18 protein-coding genes are annotated in these 17,661 nt (G+C 40.1%); 14 read left to right on the plus strand and 4 right to left on the minus strand.

Features of this window, described 5'->3' with window-relative positions:
• Nucleotides 1-29 precede the first annotated feature (29 nt).
• Nucleotides 30-2,822, minus strand: coding sequence for a bifunctional [glutamate--ammonia ligase]-adenylyl-L-tyrosine phosphorylase/[glutamate--ammonia-ligase] adenylyltransferase (glnE, locus tag PMAN_RS12245; RefSeq protein WP_010556576.1), 2,793 nt, complete (start codon nt 2,820-2,822; stop codon nt 30-32).
• Between the two features lie 77 nt (nt 2,823-2,899).
• Between glnE and PMAN_RS12250 the strand changes: the two genes are divergently transcribed.
• The 6 genes from PMAN_RS12250 (at nt 2,900) to ruvX (ending at nt 7,484) form a co-directional block, all read left to right on the plus strand.
• Nucleotides 2,900-3,793, plus strand: coding sequence for a DUF350 domain-containing protein (locus PMAN_RS12250; RefSeq protein WP_006793184.1), 894 nt, complete (start codon nt 2,900-2,902; stop codon nt 3,791-3,793).
• Between the two features lie 73 nt (nt 3,794-3,866).
• Nucleotides 3,867-4,343, plus strand: coding sequence for a hypothetical protein (locus PMAN_RS12255; RefSeq protein WP_006793185.1), 477 nt, complete (start codon nt 3,867-3,869; stop codon nt 4,341-4,343).
• Between the two features lie 74 nt (nt 4,344-4,417).
• Nucleotides 4,418-5,152 (plus strand): 16S rRNA (uracil(1498)-N(3))-methyltransferase, encoded by a 735-nt coding sequence (gene rsmE / locus PMAN_RS12260; RefSeq protein ID WP_008132394.1) that lies wholly within the window; start codon nt 4,418-4,420, stop codon nt 5,150-5,152.
• A 76-nt stretch (nt 5,153-5,228) separates the two neighbouring features.
• Nucleotides 5,229-6,179: a glutathione synthase gene (gene gshB, locus PMAN_RS12265; protein WP_008132396.1), complete on the plus strand. Its 951-nt coding sequence runs from the start codon at nt 5,229-5,231 to the stop codon at nt 6,177-6,179.
• 170 nt (nt 6,180-6,349) lie between these two features.
• On the plus strand, nt 6,350-6,907 hold the full coding sequence (locus PMAN_RS12270; protein ID WP_008132397.1) for a YqgE/AlgH family protein: 558 nt from the start codon (nt 6,350-6,352) through the stop codon (nt 6,905-6,907).
• Nucleotides 6,908-7,034: 127 nt separating this feature from the next.
• Complete coding sequence (gene ruvX, locus PMAN_RS12275) at nt 7,035-7,484, plus strand: Holliday junction resolvase RuvX (protein ID WP_010556577.1); 450 nt, start codon at nt 7,035-7,037, stop codon at nt 7,482-7,484.
• 73 nt (nt 7,485-7,557) lie between these two features.
• Here ruvX and PMAN_RS12280 read toward each other — a convergent pair whose 3' ends face one another.
• Together PMAN_RS12280 and PMAN_RS12285 are read right to left on the minus strand one after the other, a co-directional pair.
• Nucleotides 7,558-8,688, minus strand: coding sequence for a PilT/PilU family type 4a pilus ATPase (locus PMAN_RS12280; protein ID WP_010556578.1), 1,131 nt, complete (start codon nt 8,686-8,688; stop codon nt 7,558-7,560).
• Nucleotides 8,689-8,697: 9 nt separating this feature from the next.
• Nucleotides 8,698-9,738 (minus strand): type IV pilus twitching motility protein PilT, encoded by a 1,041-nt coding sequence (locus tag PMAN_RS12285; RefSeq protein ID WP_006793191.1) that lies wholly within the window; start codon nt 9,736-9,738, stop codon nt 8,698-8,700.
• A gap of 2 nt (nt 9,739-9,740) precedes the next feature.
• Here PMAN_RS12285 and PMAN_RS12290 point away from each other — a divergent pair, with 2 nt between their 5' ends.
• From PMAN_RS12290 to PMAN_RS12325, 8 genes are all read left to right on the plus strand, one after another.
• A complete protein-coding gene (locus PMAN_RS12290) occupies nt 9,741-10,454 on the plus strand; it encodes a YggS family pyridoxal phosphate-dependent enzyme (protein ID WP_010556579.1) in 714 nt (237 codons plus the stop codon).
• A 17-nt stretch (nt 10,455-10,471) separates the two neighbouring features.
• On the plus strand, nt 10,472-11,293 hold the full coding sequence (gene proC, locus PMAN_RS12295; RefSeq protein ID WP_006793193.1) for a pyrroline-5-carboxylate reductase: 822 nt from the start codon (nt 10,472-10,474) through the stop codon (nt 11,291-11,293).
• Nucleotides 11,294-11,320: 27 nt separating this feature from the next.
• Nucleotides 11,321-11,854, plus strand: a complete 534-nt coding sequence (locus tag PMAN_RS12300; RefSeq protein WP_006793194.1) for a YggT family protein — start codon at nt 11,321-11,323, stop codon at nt 11,852-11,854.
• Between the two features lie 60 nt (nt 11,855-11,914).
• On the plus strand, nt 11,915-12,361 hold the full coding sequence (locus PMAN_RS12305) for a DUF4426 domain-containing protein (protein WP_010556580.1): 447 nt from the start codon (nt 11,915-11,917) through the stop codon (nt 12,359-12,361).
• Nucleotides 12,362-12,365: 4 nt separating this feature from the next.
• On the plus strand, nt 12,366-12,965 hold the full coding sequence (locus PMAN_RS12310; protein ID WP_010556581.1) for an XTP/dITP diphosphatase: 600 nt from the start codon (nt 12,366-12,368) through the stop codon (nt 12,963-12,965).
• A complete protein-coding gene (hemW, locus tag PMAN_RS12315; protein WP_010556582.1) occupies nt 12,962-14,098 on the plus strand; it encodes a radical SAM family heme chaperone HemW in 1,137 nt (378 codons plus the stop codon). Before PMAN_RS12310 ends, hemW begins: the two co-directional genes overlap by 4 nt.
• Before the next feature lie 85 nt (nt 14,099-14,183).
• Nucleotides 14,184-16,016 (plus strand): DUF885 domain-containing protein, encoded by a 1,833-nt coding sequence (locus PMAN_RS12320; protein ID WP_006793198.1) that lies wholly within the window; start codon nt 14,184-14,186, stop codon nt 16,014-16,016.
• Between the two features lie 114 nt (nt 16,017-16,130).
• Nucleotides 16,131-16,799, plus strand: coding sequence for a hypothetical protein (locus tag PMAN_RS12325; RefSeq protein WP_010556583.1), 669 nt, complete (start codon nt 16,131-16,133; stop codon nt 16,797-16,799).
• A gap of 135 nt (nt 16,800-16,934) precedes the next feature.
• On the opposite strand, the gene PMAN_RS12330 is transcribed toward PMAN_RS12325, so the two are convergent.
• A complete protein-coding gene (locus tag PMAN_RS12330; protein ID WP_010556584.1) occupies nt 16,935-17,651 on the minus strand; it encodes an SIMPL domain-containing protein in 717 nt (238 codons plus the stop codon).
• Nucleotides 17,652-17,661: the final 10 nt, after the last annotated feature.

Genomic DNA, 17,661 nt, shown 5'->3' on the forward strand with positions numbered 1-17,661 from the left:
TAAAGCAAACAAATATGATTGAACAAATCCTACAGCTCAAAAACCGCTTTCCAAATGGCAGTCACATTAGCGATGTCTTGTAAAAACTGCTCGCGTTCAACTAACTTTCCTTGCTGATCTAAGCTGAGTACGTGGTAACACGAACGGTAGTCAATATACGCTTTAATTAACTGCTGCTTTTGCTCTTTTGTAATACAGCCTATTTTAGCAGCATCAGTAAGTATTCTTACATTATCTGAAAATACACTTAGTTGCTCGTTATCATGTGCATTTTTAAGAACAAGGTATTGCGTAATAAATTCAATGTCGGCCATGCCACCAGCATCTTGTTTTAGGTCAAATAACTGCGTGTTACCTTTTGCAAGGTGGCCTCGCATTTTCTCTCGCATTTTAATGACATCATCTTTTAACACAGCCGTTTCACGCGCTTGGCAAAGTATATTTTTACGTATTTGCGAAAAGCGTTCTGCTAACTCATTTTGACCTAAAATAATACGAGCACGAACCAACGCTTGATGCTCCCATGTCCATGCTTGTGTTTGTTGATAGTGATTAAAGCTCTCTAAATTGATAGCAAGTAAACCCGAAGCACCCTCTGGGCGAAGACGTGTATCTAACTCGTATAAAATACCCGACGCCGTTCGCGTATTAAATAAGTGCATTAAACGTTGGGCAAGTTTTAAATAAAACTGGCGAGAATCAATCGCTTTATCGCCATTGGTCTGACTCGAGCCATCGTGATTGTGAACAAACACAAGATCTAAATCTGAGTCGTAGCCCACTTCAAAACCACCCGTTTTACCATAGGCAATAACGGCAAAACCCTTGTGTTCATTGTCAGTGTTTGGCGGCATGCCAAAACGCTTTACCGTGTTATGCCATGCAATGTTTACGGCCTGCTCGACTATGGCTTCTGCCAATGCGGTTAAGTGATCGCTTACTTTCATAACATCCAAAACGCCAGTGGCGTCTGCGGCAGCTATCCGTAATTGATGAGTTTGTTTAAACTGCCTTAACGACTCCATTTGTAGCTCTAAATCGTCGTGCTCTATGCGTAAAAAATATTGACGTATTTCGTCTTTATAAGCGCTAAGTGGTGTTGGTTTATAAAGCACGGCAGGGTCAATTAATTCATCAAGTAAAATTGGGTAACGAGAAATATGCTCGCCAATCCACTTACTATGACAACACAAAGAAACTAACTGCTTTAACGTGCCTGGGTTTTCATATAGCAATTCTAAGTAGGCAGTACGCGAAATAATTTTATTAAGAATTTGGCACACAGTACCAAATACTATGGCACTGGCATTAAAGTCGCTTAGCTGTTTAAGCATGGCTGGCATGAGTTTATCAAGAATCTCACGCCCTCGATTTCCAACTTTTACTTTAGACAAACGTAATTTAAAGTCTTGCAGTGGTTCTTGCCATTCGTCTCTAGGTTCATTTAAAAAACTGACATCACAATGATCCCACGCACTTATAAATGCACCTTCACACGTGTCTAGAGGCTCTGTTTCTTCCCCTATTACCTGTATAAACTCATTGTGCACTTGCGCCATTACCTGCTCAATTTCATTTACTGACGCTGCAAAGTCTTGTTGCGATAATAGGTAATTTAATCGTTGTTGGTTTATTTCATCATCAGGCAAAGTTTGTGTTTGCTGATCGTCGAATATTTGCAGGTATTGCTCTATTTTTCGTAAATAAAGATAATTACCTTTCAGCTCTTTTGCTTCGTCGTCATCAATAACTTGGTTTAGTGCTAACTGGTTTAACGCATTAAGTAATGATTGTGTCTGTAAATTAGCCTCTCGCCCGCCGCGTACCATTTGTAGTGCTTGAACAATAAATTCAACTTCTCGTATTCCGCCAGCCCCCAGTTTTATATTATTGGTTAAACGTTTACGGCGAACTTCTTGAGCAATCATGAGTTTCATTTTACGAAGCGATTCAATAACTGAAAAATCAATATACCGTCGGTATACGAAAGGTTTAAGCAATTGATTAAATTCATCCCAATAGTGATTGGGCTTACCAATTAAACGACTTTTAAGCATGGCGTAACGCTCCCAATCACGCCCTTGCTCTTGGTAATAATCTTCAATAGCGTTAAAACTCATGACCAATGGGCCACTTTCACCAAATGGCCTAAGGCGCATATCAACCCTAAATACCTGCCCATCCCCTGTTGTTTGGTTAAGTGCTGCTATTAGCTTTTGAGCCACTTTTGTGTAAAACACCTGCGCCTCAATACTTTTTCGGCCGCCTTGAGTTTTAACACTACGAGGGTATGCAAATATAAGGTCGATATCTGAAGAATAGTTAAGTTCTTTACCACCTAACTTGCCCATACCAAGTACCATTAAAGGCAAAGATTGCCCTTGCTCATCTACAGGCTCACCATTAAGTGTGGCCACCTGCGCATGGGCCCACTCGTTAGCGCTTTGAATTAACTTATCAGCGAGCTGGCTAATATACTCAATGCTATCTGCAATTGGGTTTTCACAACATAAATCTAAAAAAGCGACTTTAAGCCAGTATTTTTCACGATATTTGCGAAGTATTTGATGACACTGTGCTTCGTTTATATCTGCCAGTGTTAAGTTTTCGAAGGGGGAAGGTATGTCTCTACTTTTAATTTCGTCTTCACATAGTAACCCGCTTTTTAAATCAGGCTGAGACTGAATACAGCGCCAAGCAAAGTCGCTTAACGCTAATAACCTTACAACTTCGTTTTCTATAGGATGCTGCGGGTACAGCTGCTCATAGCGCTTAAACCCAAGTTTTTGTAATTGAATAGGAAGTTGTATTGCGTTACTCATCAATCCTCTCTTTTATATCATCAGTAACCGTACTAGAATGATTAAAACCTTTAAGGTTAACTCTAATTAGGACAACCATGTCATATTTATCTTTATCTAACACTAGTTTTGTTGCGATTACTATTAGTTTTGCTGTTATTTGCTTAACTATTTTTTCATTAAGAATAATAACTCAAATTAAATTAAAACAAGCGCTTAAAGATGAATTAGCCCAGCATGATAACTTTGCCATGGGGATCAATTTTGCTTCAGAGATTTCGGTTGTTATTGCAACTATTGCCTTTTTATTTGATGAAATAAGTGTAAGTACCGCACAATCTAATCCACTTAAAGTAGCAATATTAGTGTTGCTGTTGTTTTCATTTATAAAAGTGGGACATTTGATTCACCGAAAGTGGATTTTGCATCGTTTTAACGAAGAAGCGGCTATTTTAAAACAAAATGTATGCGCCGCCTTAGTAGACTCTGGCATGCTAATAGCTAATTTCATTATGACCTTAGGCCTTTACACATGGACCCACACTCAAGGCTTCAGTAACTTATTAATCGCGTTAGTCAGCTTTTTTTTACTGCAAGGTATGTTTGCACTTGATAGTAAAATACGCGAACACCGTTTTGCAAAAGCCAATCAAGGCGCGTCGCTACAAAGTAATTTTAATTTAGAAAATACCTCTATTGGTATTCGTTATGCTGGTAAATCAATTGGTTTAGCGCTTGCCTCGTATGCAGGCTTGTCGAGTGCTACGTTTCAAAACGGTAAAATGGTTGAAAACCTGTTTACACTGGTAATGCATTGCGGTGTAATGTGGATACTGTTATATGCGTTAACATTTATTGTAAAAAAAATATCACTACCCAATATTGATGCAGCACTTGAAGTTGATCATCAAGACAACATAGGTATTGCTTGTATTGAATTTGCTGTTTTTTGTGCAATAGGCTATTTACTAATTAGCATGTTTTCTATTTAACATTAAACATTTTTCGCTTGGGCTTACACAAAACTTGCTTACATAACACTTTGCTTAATTGCACTGGGACATTATGCCATTTGAAGTTACTAACTATCTATTAATCGATATAGATAACGAATTTAGCAGAGCGTTTGCTGGTCACTATTTTAATAGTGCAAAGCGAGATGCCCCAAGTACCTTAGTCATTGCAGGTGCCAATACTCGCCAGTTAGTTAAAATGATGTTTGATGAACTCATTAAAGATTATTGTTATTGCGATTTTGAAAACGAAATTAGCGTTTCTGAGCTTGCCAGTTATTTGCATGAACATCATGACATTAAAGGTGTATTGTTTAATCAAACCGATTATTTACTGGCTGATGAAAAACAACGTTTTATTTATAACTCACTGCATGAAAAACGTTTTTTAGTCACTCAAGATGAAAGCGGTTTTGCTTTTAGCCCTGTAAAAGACGAAGGCTTTTCAAACCACCTATCTTGTCATACCGACATAGCCGATACATCAGTCGATATTATTGAGTTAACAGAGTTACTTAATAAACAATAAATAATTGCACCTAGCTCGCAGCTTACTTAACATAGCGGTATATAACTTTATCGCCAACTTATAAGTGAAATCACATGCGAGTTCCTCATATTTACCAAGCGTCTTCTATTACACTAAACACTCCCGTGTCACTCGATGACGATGCAGCTGGCCACATAGGCAGAGTACTTCGTATGAAAGTAGGCGAACATGTGTCTATTTTTAATGGCGAAGGTGGTGAATACCTAAGTGAAATTATAGAAGTGAGTAAAAAAAATGTAGTGGTTATGCCACAGCAGTTTAATCCTCACGACGTAGAATCACCATTAAAAATTCACTTAGGCCAATGCGTATCGCGTGGCGATAAAATGGATTTTACAATTCAAAAGTCCGTTGAGTTAGGTATTACCGAAATCACCCCTATTTTTAGTCAGCGCTGTGGCGTAAAGCTCATTGGCGACCGCCTTGATAAAAAGCATCAACAATGGCAAAAAATAGCGATTGCGGCAGCCGAGCAGTCGGGGCGTAATTATGTACCGGTTGTTCACCCCCCTATAGACATAAAACAGTGGCTTGAGCAATCAACTAACGCGATAAAGCTCACGCTTCATCCTCGCGCAGAACACAGCATTAAAACCATTACTGTACCTAAAGATGGCGTTCGGTTTTTAGTCGGCCCAGAAGGCGGCTTTACTGACGAAGAAATGGCACAAACTAAACAACAAGAATTTGTTGATATTCGTTTAGGGCCACGTGTTTTACGAACTGAAACCGCCGCTTTAACGGTCTTAAGTGCATTACAGCTACAATTTGGTGATTTAGCTAATTGAAATAGCTAAAAACACCCTCATATCAAAGCTATTAGTAAACTCTAGTAGTAATTACACATAGATTAAGGCACAGCGCATGGCAATTAAATTAGGTATTATTTCAGATCCTATTAGTGGGTTTAACATCAAAAAAGACACCGGCTTTGCAATGATGATGCAGGCGCAAGAGCGTGGCTACGAAATTTACTATATGGAGATGGATGATTTATCACTTCGTAAAGGTAAATCGTATGCCACCGCTGCCAAAGCGCGTGTATTTAACAACGAAGAAAAATGGTACGAACTAGAAGAAAAAACCACCATTGCCCTTGCCGATCTTGATGTAATATTAATGCGTAAAGATCCGCCGTTTGACACTGAATACATATACGCAACGTACCTTTTAGAGCGCGCTGAAGATGAAGGCACGTTAATTATTAATAAACCACAAAGCTTGCGTGATGCTAACGAAAAGCTGTTTACTGCATGGTTTAGCGAACACACGCCAGACACCTTAGTTACGCGCAGCCAAAAACAAATTCGTGAATTTTTAGCTGAGCATAAAGACATTATTTTAAAGCCACTTGATGGTATGGGCGGCGCATCTATTTTTCGTGTAAAAGAAGATGATGCAAACATAGGTGTTATTTGCGAGACCTTGACCGAACACGGCAGCCGTTATGCCATGGTACAAAATTATGTTCCTGCTATTACACAAGGCGATAAACGCGTTCTTGTGGTTGACGGCGAAGTCATTCCCTACTGCTTAGCGCGTATTCCACAAAACGGTGAAACTCGCGGAAATCTAGCAGCTGGCGGTCGTGGTGAAGCTCGCCCATTGAGCGAGTCAGATATGAGAATTGCACAGGCCGTTGCGCCCACTCTTAAAGAAAAAGGCCTTGTATTTGTTGGCCTTGATATTATTGGCGACAAGCTAACCGAAATTAATGTAACAGCACCTACGTGTGTGCGTGAAATTGAAGCCGCGTATGATATATCAATCACAGGTATTCTTTTTGATGCTATTGAGAGAAAATTAGCTAAATAGTCTAGCCTCAGGTTAAATAAGTTAAAGTGACTGAACACAATGCGTTTAACGTTTAAATATTAATGCAGCACTTGCTGTATTAATATTTTAATAAAATCAGTTAACTTATTTAGTTATAAAATACAGGGTTGTGCCATACTCAAAATTCATTAACTGAAAGGGTGAAATCTATGCAGTCATTAGAAAATCATTTTTTAATCGCCATGCCGTCAATGCAAGACCCTTTTTTTAAACGTGCTGTTACGTATATTTGCGAGCACAATGAAGATGGGGCAATGGGATTGGTGATAAACCAACCCATCAACGTAACCGTTGGTGAGCTACTTGATAAAATAGAAATCGATAACGACAAAACCCAGCAAGCAGCTAAAGTAGCTGTGTTTGCAGGTGGTCCAGTTAAAACAGATAGAGGTTTTGTGCTTCACTCCCCTAAGCTCGGATATACCTCAAGCCAAAAGCTCAGTAGTGATATTATGATCACCACCTCTAAAGACGTGCTAGCAAGTTTAACTACAGCACATGCCCCTGAGCAGTTTATTATCACCTTAGGGTATGCAGGTTGGGAACAAGGCCAACTAGAACAAGAACTGCTTGATAACAGCTGGCTAATTATAGAGGCGGATCCGGCCATTATTTTTAACACGCCCGCTGAAAAACGATGGGAAAAAGCCGTTTCAATGCTTGGCTTTGATATAGGCCAACTAAGCCCTGAAGCCGGGCATGCTTAAATATCCCCTCTCTAAATTAAGTTCATAATATAAATTCACTTGGAAATAGATACGCTATTACAAGTGAATTTTTTATGTAAACCTTTAACATAACGGCTTGAAAAGCAGCCTAAGTAAAACATTATCAATGAAAAAAACAACACTTAAGCCACAAGGCGAGCGCACCGTAATGGGGTTTGATTTTGGCACTAAAAGTATTGGTATTGCCGTAGGGCAAGAACTCACTGGCAGCGCATCAAGCCTTAAAGCCGTAAAAGCGCAAGATGGTATTCCAAACTGGGATCATATCGCAGTACAAGTAAACGAATGGCAGCCAGATTTAATGGTGGTCGGTTTACCGCTTAATATGGATGGCACTTCACAAGAGGTGACATTCAAAGCTAAAAAGTTTGCTAACAGGTTACATAATCACTATGGCATTCCTGTGCAAACACAAGATGAGCGCCTAACAACTGCTGACGCAAAAGCCCGTTTATTTGAGCAAGGCGGTTATAAAAATTTAGGTAAAGGAAATGTAGATAATATGTCTGCGGTAATTATTTTAGAAAGTTTTTTTGAATCATTTTACGGTGAGTAACGCTGTAATTAGGTGTGTTAAATACAAAAAAAGCGCGGCTGGAAAGTCGCGCTTTTTTAATAACAATAACTAATTAGTTATCGTCATCCCCCATTCCATCAATAGTGACACCTTGTAAAAAGCCCGCACCTTGTTGTTCGTTATTGCGCAGTTTAATCATCAAGCGTAAGTCATTTGGTGAGTCAGCATGATGCAGTGCATCTGCATAATTAATACGTTGCTGCCTGTATAACTCAAAAAGGGCTTGGTCAAAGGTTTGCATGCCCATATCGTTAGATTTAGCCATGGCCTCTTTAATGCCGCCAATATCGCCGTTTTTAATCAGCTCTGCCACCATAGGTGAATTAAGCAATATCTCTATTGCGGCAACGCGGCCGTCACCATCTGAGGTAGGTATTAATTGTTGAGCTACAATGGCACGTAAGTTAAGTGCTAAATCGTATTTAAGCTTGTCATGCTTCTCTTTTGGTACCAAATGCATAATACGGTCAATGGCTTGGTTAGCATTGTTGGCATGCAGTGTAGCCACACATAAATGCCCTGTTTCAGCAAAGCTTAATGCGTATTCCATAGTTTCTTGCGAACGTATTTCACCAATTAAAATAACATCTGGAGCTTGACGTAATGAGCTTTTGAGCGCCGACTCAAAACTATCTGTATCGAGCCCTACTTCGCGTTGGGTGATAATACTTTTGCGGTGCTCATGAACAAACTCAATTGGATCTTCTATTGTTAAAATATGACCTCGTTGGTTTCGGTTTCTGTAGCCAATCAGGGCTGCTAATGAGGTCGACTTACCGGTTCCTGTTCCACCAACAAACAGAACTAAACCACGCTTAGCCATAATGACGTCGGTAAGTGTAGAAGGTAGGCCCAAATCACTGACATCGGGGATCTGTGTCACAATTCGGCGAATAACCATACCTGCTCTATCGCGCTGCCAAAACGCAGAAATACGAAAACGCCCTTCGTCGGTTGCAATAGCAAAGTTACATTCTTTAGTAGCATGAAACTCCGCTTTTTGCTTTTCGCTCATCGCAGACTCAACCAACTGTAAAGACTCTTCGTCAGTGAGTTTGTCGTCGCCCAAAGGAATTAATTCACCGTTTATTTTTGCACTAACAGGTAAACGGCTAGATACAAATAAATCAGAGCCTTTTTTCTCAATCATAGTGATTAAGTAACGGTTTAAAGATAAAGTCATGATAATTCCTTAACCACCAAATTGTGTTTTGTCTTGCGCTTTAGCTTGCGCTGCGGTGTTGGTCACAATGCCTCGGTTAACTAAGTTTGTTAAACATTGATCCATTGTTTGCATACCAATTGATGCCCCCGTTTGAATAGACGAGTACATTTGTGCAATTTTGTCTTCTCGAATTAAGTTACGTATGGCGGGTACACCAATCATAATTTCATGAGCAGCCACTCGCCCACCGCCAATTTTTTTAAGGAGCGTTTGCGAAATAACCGCACGCAATGACTCAGACAACATAGAGCGTACCATTGCTTTTTCTTCACCAGGGAATACATCAATAATACGGTCAATGGTTTTGGGCGCGGAGGTTGTATGCAACGTACCAAACACTAAATGACCGGTTTCAGCAGCGGTCATCGCTAAGCGAATCGTTTCTAAATCACGCAACTCACCCACTAATATTACATCGGGGTCTTCACGCAGCGCACTACGTAGTGCGTTTGAAAAACTGTGTGTATCACGATGAACTTCACGTTGGTTAACTAAGCTTAACTTGTTATCGTGAACAAATTCGATTGGATCTTCAATCGTTAAAATATGGTGATGCTTATTTTGATTTATGTAATCAACCATGGCCGCAAGTGTTGTTGATTTACCCGACCCTGTTGGCCCGGTAACAAGCACTAAACCACGCGGGTTGTCTGATATTGTTTTAAAAATATCTGGCGCGCCTAAATCATCAAGTGTTAATACTTCACTCGGTATTGTACGAAATACTGCCGCAGGACCGCGGTTTGAATTAAAGGCATTAACACGAAAGCGAGCAAGATTAGGAACCTCAAACGAAAAATCCACCTCAAGGTTTTGTTCGTAATCTTTGCGCTGAGTATCGTTCATAATATCGTAAACTAAACTGTTTACGTCTTTATCTGCAAGGGCTGGTATATTAATGCGGCGAACATCACCATCTACGCGTATCATAGGTGAAACACCCGACGATAAATGTAAATCGGATGCATTGTGTTGCACACTAAACGCTAATAATTCGGTAATATCCATTTATGACTCCACAACTGGCTGATAATTATATGGTTACAATAGCAGAACGACTCACTTGCGCCTACGCAAGAATTTCAAACGCGGCAAAAAACACGCACAGAAGCAAAGATGAAATAACCTTGCTGGCGGTGTCTAAAACCAAACCTAGCGACGATATCGTTGCTGCCTACAATTATGGCCAACGCCAGTTTGGTGAGTCTTATGTTCAAGAAGCTGTAGATAAAATAGCTCAACTGCACACATATAGCGATATCATTTGGCATTTCATTGGCCCTATCCAGTCAAATAAAAGTGCTTTAGTGGCAGAAAATTTTGATTGGGTACAAAGCGTTGATCGAATCAAAATAGCCAAGCGCCTCAACGCTCAGCGCCCAACTAGTAAACCACTACTTAATGTACTTATTCAGGTAAATATTAGCGCCGAGGAGGCAAAGTCGGGCTGTCATCCCGATGACATCGCAAATCTTGCTGAGTTTATTAGCCAATGTGATCAGTTAAGATTACGTGGTTTGATGGCTATTCCTGCAAAAAGTGACGATCCAACGACACAAACTCAATATTTTGAGCAATTACAAACTTGCTTTGATAAACTAAAGGCCCAATATCCACAGTTAGACACTCTATCTATGGGTATGAGTAATGACGTTGAAGCCGCAATTAGTGCAGGCTCAACTATGGTGAGGATCGGAACAGACATTTTTGGAACACGAACTTAAAAGGTAAAAACAGATTTATGTCAGATAAAAAAATCGCATTTATAGGCACAGGTAACATGAGCTACGCTATTATTGGTGGCATGGTAAAAAACGGCTTTGACGCAAACAACATCATTGCGACTAACCGCAACCAAGAAAAGCTTGCAAAGGTAGCAGCCGATTTCAAGGTGCAAACCACCAGTGACAATAACGAAGCCCTACGCGATGCTGATGTAATTGTTTTGTCTGTAAAGCCGCAAATGATGGGCGATTTATGTAAATCGTTTCAAGAGTCTGGCATCGATTTCAGTAATAAACTATTTATCTCAGTAGCTGCTGGTTTAACAGTAAGCCGCTTGCGCGAAATGTTAGGGCAAGATGTAAAAATTGTACGTTGCATGCCTAATACGCCGTCTTTATTAGGGCGTGGCGTCTCTGGCTTATTTGGCGCTGGCGAAACGCAACAAGAACATGAATTTGTTCAACAAGTATTTGAGTGCACAGGTATTGTGGTGTGGGTCGAACAAGAAGCGCAAATTAACGATATCATTGCAGTCACAGGTTCATCACCAGCTTACTTTTTCTTATTTATGGAAGCCATTGAAGAAAAAGCAAAAGCGCTTGGTTTTAATGATGAAGATGCTCGTCGTTTAGTACAACAAACAGCACTTGGCGCTGCCGAAATGGCGTTAAGCCAACCAGAAATTAGCATTTCTCAGCTACGCGCAAACGTAACATCTAAAGGCGGTACTACACATGCCGCAGTTGAGCATTTAAAAGACGAAGGCTTAACTAAAACCGTTGGCGATGCGATGGATGCGTGTATTGCTCGCGCGATGCAAATGGAAAAAGAACTTTAAAACTACTTTACTATTAAAGGTTACACTATGAATGCCATGCAATTTTTGATCAGTACTCTGTTTGATTTGTTTTTAATGGTGGTACTACTGCGTTTTTGGCTACAGTGGGCAAAAGCCGATTTTTACAACCCAATGAGCCAGTTTGTGGTTAAAGCAACGTCGTTTGCAGTCAACCCTTTACGTAAAATTATACCCGGGTTAGGTGGGCTTGATTTAGCCTCACTATTGCTGGCATTTATTGTAGCTATTGCCAAAATTAGTACTTTAATGTTGGTAATTTACGGCGCATGGGCTGCGCAACCCGTGTTTATTCAAGCCCTAATTACCGTAATAAAAGAAGGCTTAAACTTAGTATTTTGGGTATTAATTATCCGCGCAATTCTCAGCTGGGTAAGCCAAGGCTACAACCCTATTGAAGCGGTTTTCCACCAGCTTACTGAGCCAATGCTTAAGCCACTTCGTAAAATTATTCCACCAATGGGCGGCTTAGATTTATCAGTACTTGTATTAATTATTGGTATTCAGTTTTTACAAATGCTGTTAATGGACTTTTTAGCCTAAGTTTTTGTTTTAAGCAAAAGAGGCCTTATGGCCTCTTTTTTACATTTTTTGGAGTGAACAATGAATCGGTTAATTAAATTTTGTTTTATTGCTTGTTTAACACTCGCGTTTAACGCACACAGCGAACAAACATTGGGCGGGCAATATAAAGAACTTGGCCCGTGGCAAGTACATTACATTGCTTTTCCATCAACCTTTATTCAGCCACAAATCGCCAAAGCTTATGGGCTTGAGCGCAGTGGCTATAAAGGGATTGTTAATATTTCTGTGTTAAAAAACAATACAGGCAATACAGCTCAAAAGGCCAAGTTATCTGGCACAGCCAGAAACCTACTTGGCAACAAACAAACGCTTAACTTTAAAGAAGTAATTGAAGGCGAGTCGATTTATTACCTTGCCCAAGTCGATTTTACAAACGAAGAAATACTGCGCTTTGAAATTGAAATACAGCAAAGCAATCAATTTCAAACACTGCAATTTCAGCAAAAATTTTACGTAGATAAATAATATTATGAACAAAACTTTAGTCCTTGCCACGGGTAACCCTGGCAAAGTAAGTGAGCTGGCCAACATGTTAAGCCCACTTAATATTAATGTAGTTCCACAAAGTGATTTTAACGTTAGTGAAGTAGCCGAAACAGGTACTACCTTTGTTGAAAATGCTATTATTAAAGCCCGTCATGCAGCTAAAATTACGGGTATGCCTGCCATAGCTGATGATTCCGGCTTAGAGGTTGATGGTTTAAACGGCGCACCGGGGGTTTACTCTGCTCGCTTTGCTGGTGAGAGCGCAAGCGATCAAGACAACATAGATAAACTACTTAATGATTTAGGTAATAACCCAAATCGTAAAGCGCGTTTTTGGTGTGTATTAGTATTAATGCGCCACGCCGATGACCCTACCCCGCTTATTTGCAGCGCAAGCTGGGAAGGCGAAATTACACAAACCCAACATGGCGAAGGCGGGTTTGGTTACGACCCGGTATTTTTTGTTGAAGAGCAAAACTGTACCAGCGCCGAGTTAACCAAAGAGCAAAAAAATGCTGTGAGCCATCGCGGTCAAGCACTACAGTCTTTGCTAAATGAGCTACAACTAAAAGGCGGCCTGTGACTCTTCCTCCTCTAAGTTTATATGTGCACGTACCTTGGTGCGTTCAAAAATGCCCTTATTGCGACTTTAATAGCCACGGGCAAAAAGGCGACATACCAGAAGCCGAATATGTTCAGCATTTAATAGACGATTTAAAAGCCGACTTACACTTAGTTCAAGGGCGCAAAATTCACAGTATATTTATTGGTGGCGGTACGCCAAGTTTATTGACCGGTGATGCTTACACACGCCTACTAAGCGAAGTCGATAACCTTATAGGCCTTGCCGATAATTGTGAAATAACCCTCGAAGCAAACCCAGGCACAGTAGAAACGGGCCGATTTAAAGAGTATGTAAAAGCAGGTATAAACCGTATTTCAATTGGCATACAAAGCCTGCAAAGCGACAAGTTAAAAGCGCTTGGCCGCATTCATGGTGCTAACGAAGCAACCTATGCAGCAGAGCAAGCCAAAGAAGCTGGTTTAAATAGTTTTAATCTTGATTTAATGCACGGCTTACCAGGGCAAACCTTAGACGATGCATTAAGTGATTTAAAGCAAATTATTGCGCTCGATCCCCCACATATTTCGTGGTACCAACTTACCATAGAGCCTAATACTCAGTTTGCATCTAAACCGCCAACACTACCTCAAGATGAAACTCTGTGGGATATTCAAGAACAAGGCCAAGCACTACTTGCAGAAGCAGGTTATATACAATACGAAATTTCAGGGTATGCAAAACCGGGCTATCAATGCCAACATAACTTAAATTATTGGCGGTTTGGCGATTATCTGGGGATTGGCTGTGGTGCTCATGGTAAGGTTACCAATGCAAAAACCGGCATAATTACCCGAACTGAAAAGGTCAAACATCCCCGTGGCTACATGGATATGGTAAAGCCTTATTTGTATAAAAGCTGGCACGTTGAGCAAGACGATTTAGCTTTCGAGTTTTTTATGAATCGCTTTCGCCTTGTCGAACCATGCCCGATTGAAGACTACAGTGCGCTGACTAGTCAGCCATTGCAAAGCCAACAAGCAGCTTTAAATAAAGCCATAAACACCGGTTTATTAATAGAAAAAGACGGTCACTGGCAAGTGAGCCTTAAAGGGCATCGCTTTTTAAATGACCTGCTAGAATTGTTCGTATAATGCATTGGGCGTTATACGTCATGTAAAGCGAATACATGAAAAATTAAAATACCCTAATGGGTTTCTAACAACAAAAGGGAAAACAATGCGTAAACTTACCTTTATTGCAGCAGCTGTGAGTGTTGCACTCCTTGCTGGTTGCCAACAAGCACCACAACAATCTGTAACCACTCCAATTGTTCAAGCGCAACCTGTACAAAGCGAAATTGACAAAGCCAATGCGTTTTTTGAAGATACCTTTAACCGTGATGTGATGAGCAGCCCGGTTTACCAAACTTACATGGGTATTAAAAAAGATTACGATAAGTGGGATGACGGCAGCGAAGAGCAAAAACTCAAAGACCTCGCTGAAACTAAAGCCGACTTAGTTGCCCTAAACGCGATTAACCGCGACCTGCTAGACGATGCAACTAAAGTAAGCTACGACTTAAAAAAACAAGACTTAGAAAGCTCAATTGCTGACTTTAAATGGCGTTACCACAACTACCCTGTAAACCAAATGTTTGGTACACACTCTATGGTGCCTGCTTTTTTAATAAACCAACATTCAATTAGTAATGTTAAAGAAGCAAAAGACTACATTTCGCGTTTAAATGGGGTGCCTACGGTATTTGACCAATTAGTAACTGACTTAGAAACACGAGCAGATAAAGGCATTATTGCACCTAAGTTTGTGTTTCCACATGTTATTGATTCAAGCAAAAACATTATTCAGGGTGCACCATTTGAAAAAGGTGACGATTCAACACTTTTAGCAGACTTTAAACGCAAAGTAACGGCACTTGAAATCAGTCAAGACGAGAAAGATGCACTTATTAACGAAGCAACTGACGCGTTAAAATCAGCAGTTAAGCCAGCTTACTCAAAGCTTATTAACTACCTAGCACAACTTGAAAAACGTGCTGACGACCGTGATGGTGCTTGGAAATTACCTGAAGGTAATACCTTTTACAATAATGCACTTAAACGCACAACTACCACTGATTTAACTGCAAAAGAAATTCATGCAATTGGCCTATCAGAAGTAAGCCGTATACATGACGAAATGCGTGAAATTAAAGATAAAGTAGGCTTTAAAGGCGACTTAAAAGCGTTTATGCAGTTTATGAAAACTGATAAGCAATTTTACTACCCAAATACAGCAGAGGGTAAACAACGCTACCTTGACGAAGCAACAGCTATGATCGACACAATGAAAGTGCGTCTTGATGAGCTCTTTATTGTTAAGCCAAAAGCTGACCTTAAAGTAAAAGCAGTTGAAGCTTTCCGTGAAAAAGCGGCGGGTAAAGCATTTTACCAACAGCCTGCGCCAGATGGTTCACGCCCGGGTATTTACTACGCAAACCTTTATGACATGGAAGCGATGCCAACGTACCAAATGGAAGCACTGGCTTACCATGAAGGTATTCCGGGTCACCACATGCAAATAGCTATTTCGCAAGAACTAGAAGGTGTGCCTAAGTTCCGTAAATTTGGCGGCTACACAGCCTACATTGAAGGTTGGGGTTTATACTCTGAGCTTGTACCTAAAGAAATGGGTATGTACTCAGACCCATACTCAGACTTTGGTCGTCTTTCTATGGAATTATGGCGCGCGTGCCGTTTAGTGGTTGATACTGGTATTCACGCAATGAAGTGGACTCGCCAAGAAGGGATTGATTACTATGTGAATAACACCCCTAATGCCACTTCTGACGGCGTTAAAATGGTTGAACGTCACATTGTAATGCCTTCGCAAGCAACGGCTTACAAAGTAGGTATGTTGAAAATTTTAGAACTACGTGAAGACGCTAAAAAGCAACTTGGCGACAAGTTTGATATTCGTCAGTTCCACGACGTAGTGCTAAAAAATGGCCCTGTGCCACTAAACGTACTAGAAAACTTTGTAAATGAATGGGTAGCAAGCAAAAAAGCTTAATCCCAATTTATAAAGCTAACTAAAAGGTCGCTTATGCGGCCTTTTTTGTATTTTGTACCAATTGGCAATAATAGGTTAAGCTAAACAAAAAGGTATTTAAGAGGCGCAAAAATTATGGAGTTATGCATACAGTTACTTAACGCACGTATTTCAAAGCATCAATTAAATGAACTTGATAATGACTTTAAGCAGTTAAACCAAGCACAACAAACATTACAGCTTAATCATCTATACGAAAGCGCTTTGCGCATGAGTATTAAGTACGATTTTATGCAAAATGTAGCAACACGTATTTTAACAACCAATACCCCACCTGCACCTTTTATCAATCAGTTAACAACCACAGATGCCTTGACGTTTTTTACTCCGGCGCTTAGAGAAAATAAGGGCTTCTTGGCACAAGATACCCAAGGCAATAATGTGTTGCACACTGTATTTAAACACGCTAATGCCCAAAAGCTGGCATTTAACTATATACGCTCATTAATGTTATTTGAATCTAACGATGACTTAGTAAAAGCGCTTGCTCAACCCAATGCTCGTGGCCTAACACCTGTTGCGTGTTACATTGCGTACGCAAATAAACCAAGCACGCCGGCTAAGCATGAATTTTCAGCACTGTTAGCCTTGATGGAAATAGAACAAAAACAAAACCCAACAGCTAAACAGCACTTGGCAAATATATTAAAAGGAACAGATCTTAACGAAACCAGTATTTTACTTAGTGCTGCTTACCTGCAACGTTCAACCGCGCAAGTTGCACATTTAGTTAAAGCGGTTTAGGTCATGAGAACCTTGATAGATTAAGCGTTGGCTAATCGAGTAACTATTTTACCAAGGTACGAGATTTGTAACCTAATGAGTTACATAAATACTAAACACACCGCTATAAATTTAACCTAGAATAATAAATAGATCCTAGTCGTTTAAGTAGTATTCAACAGTGGTTACTACTCTTACGTTTTTTATTTGTGGTGTATTTGAATCGCGGTTAGTAATACTAAACTGCCCTTGGCGAGCTGTTTTTATTTTTCCTAGTTTTGAATTGGAATCCCTAGCAAACTTGTTAGCCACTTCGCGGGCTTTTTCAGTTGCTTGTTGAACCATGGCCGGTTTCACATCGTTTAGCCCTGTAAAAATATACTCAACACGTGTTTCGTAACTATCTTGTACTATGGCAATATTTTGTTTAGCTAATTGGCTTACTTTGCTCAGCGCATTTTGCACCTTGTCTACAGCGCTAGAATAAACGGTCATATTTGAACGAACAATGTACCTAAATTGCTGGTTTTCATTGCCGTACTCGCGCGCCTGTTTATCAACAATAGATTGGCTACCAAGTGATATTTCGGCGTCATCAAAACCATGCAGTTTTAAAAATGCGATCACGGCAGCGTTTTTTTTCTCAACCCTATTTACCAACTTTTCAAGGTCGTTATCTGCATCGCTAAATTGCAAAGGCCATATAACAGTATCGGCAATCACCTCTTGCTCTGCTAATCCTTTAACTTGTACTGTACGCTCCATTTCTTTTACATTTAGTGCTGCACTTTTTAAAATAAACCCTAAGCTAATTAAGCCTAGGCTTAAAAAAATAGCCGCCAGCACAGTGTGAAAACCAGGTGTTTTAATCACAGTAAACTCC

It is taken from the genome of Pseudoalteromonas marina (assembly GCF_000238335.3).
Taxonomy (GTDB): domain Bacteria; phylum Pseudomonadota; class Gammaproteobacteria; order Enterobacterales; family Alteromonadaceae; genus Pseudoalteromonas; species Pseudoalteromonas marina.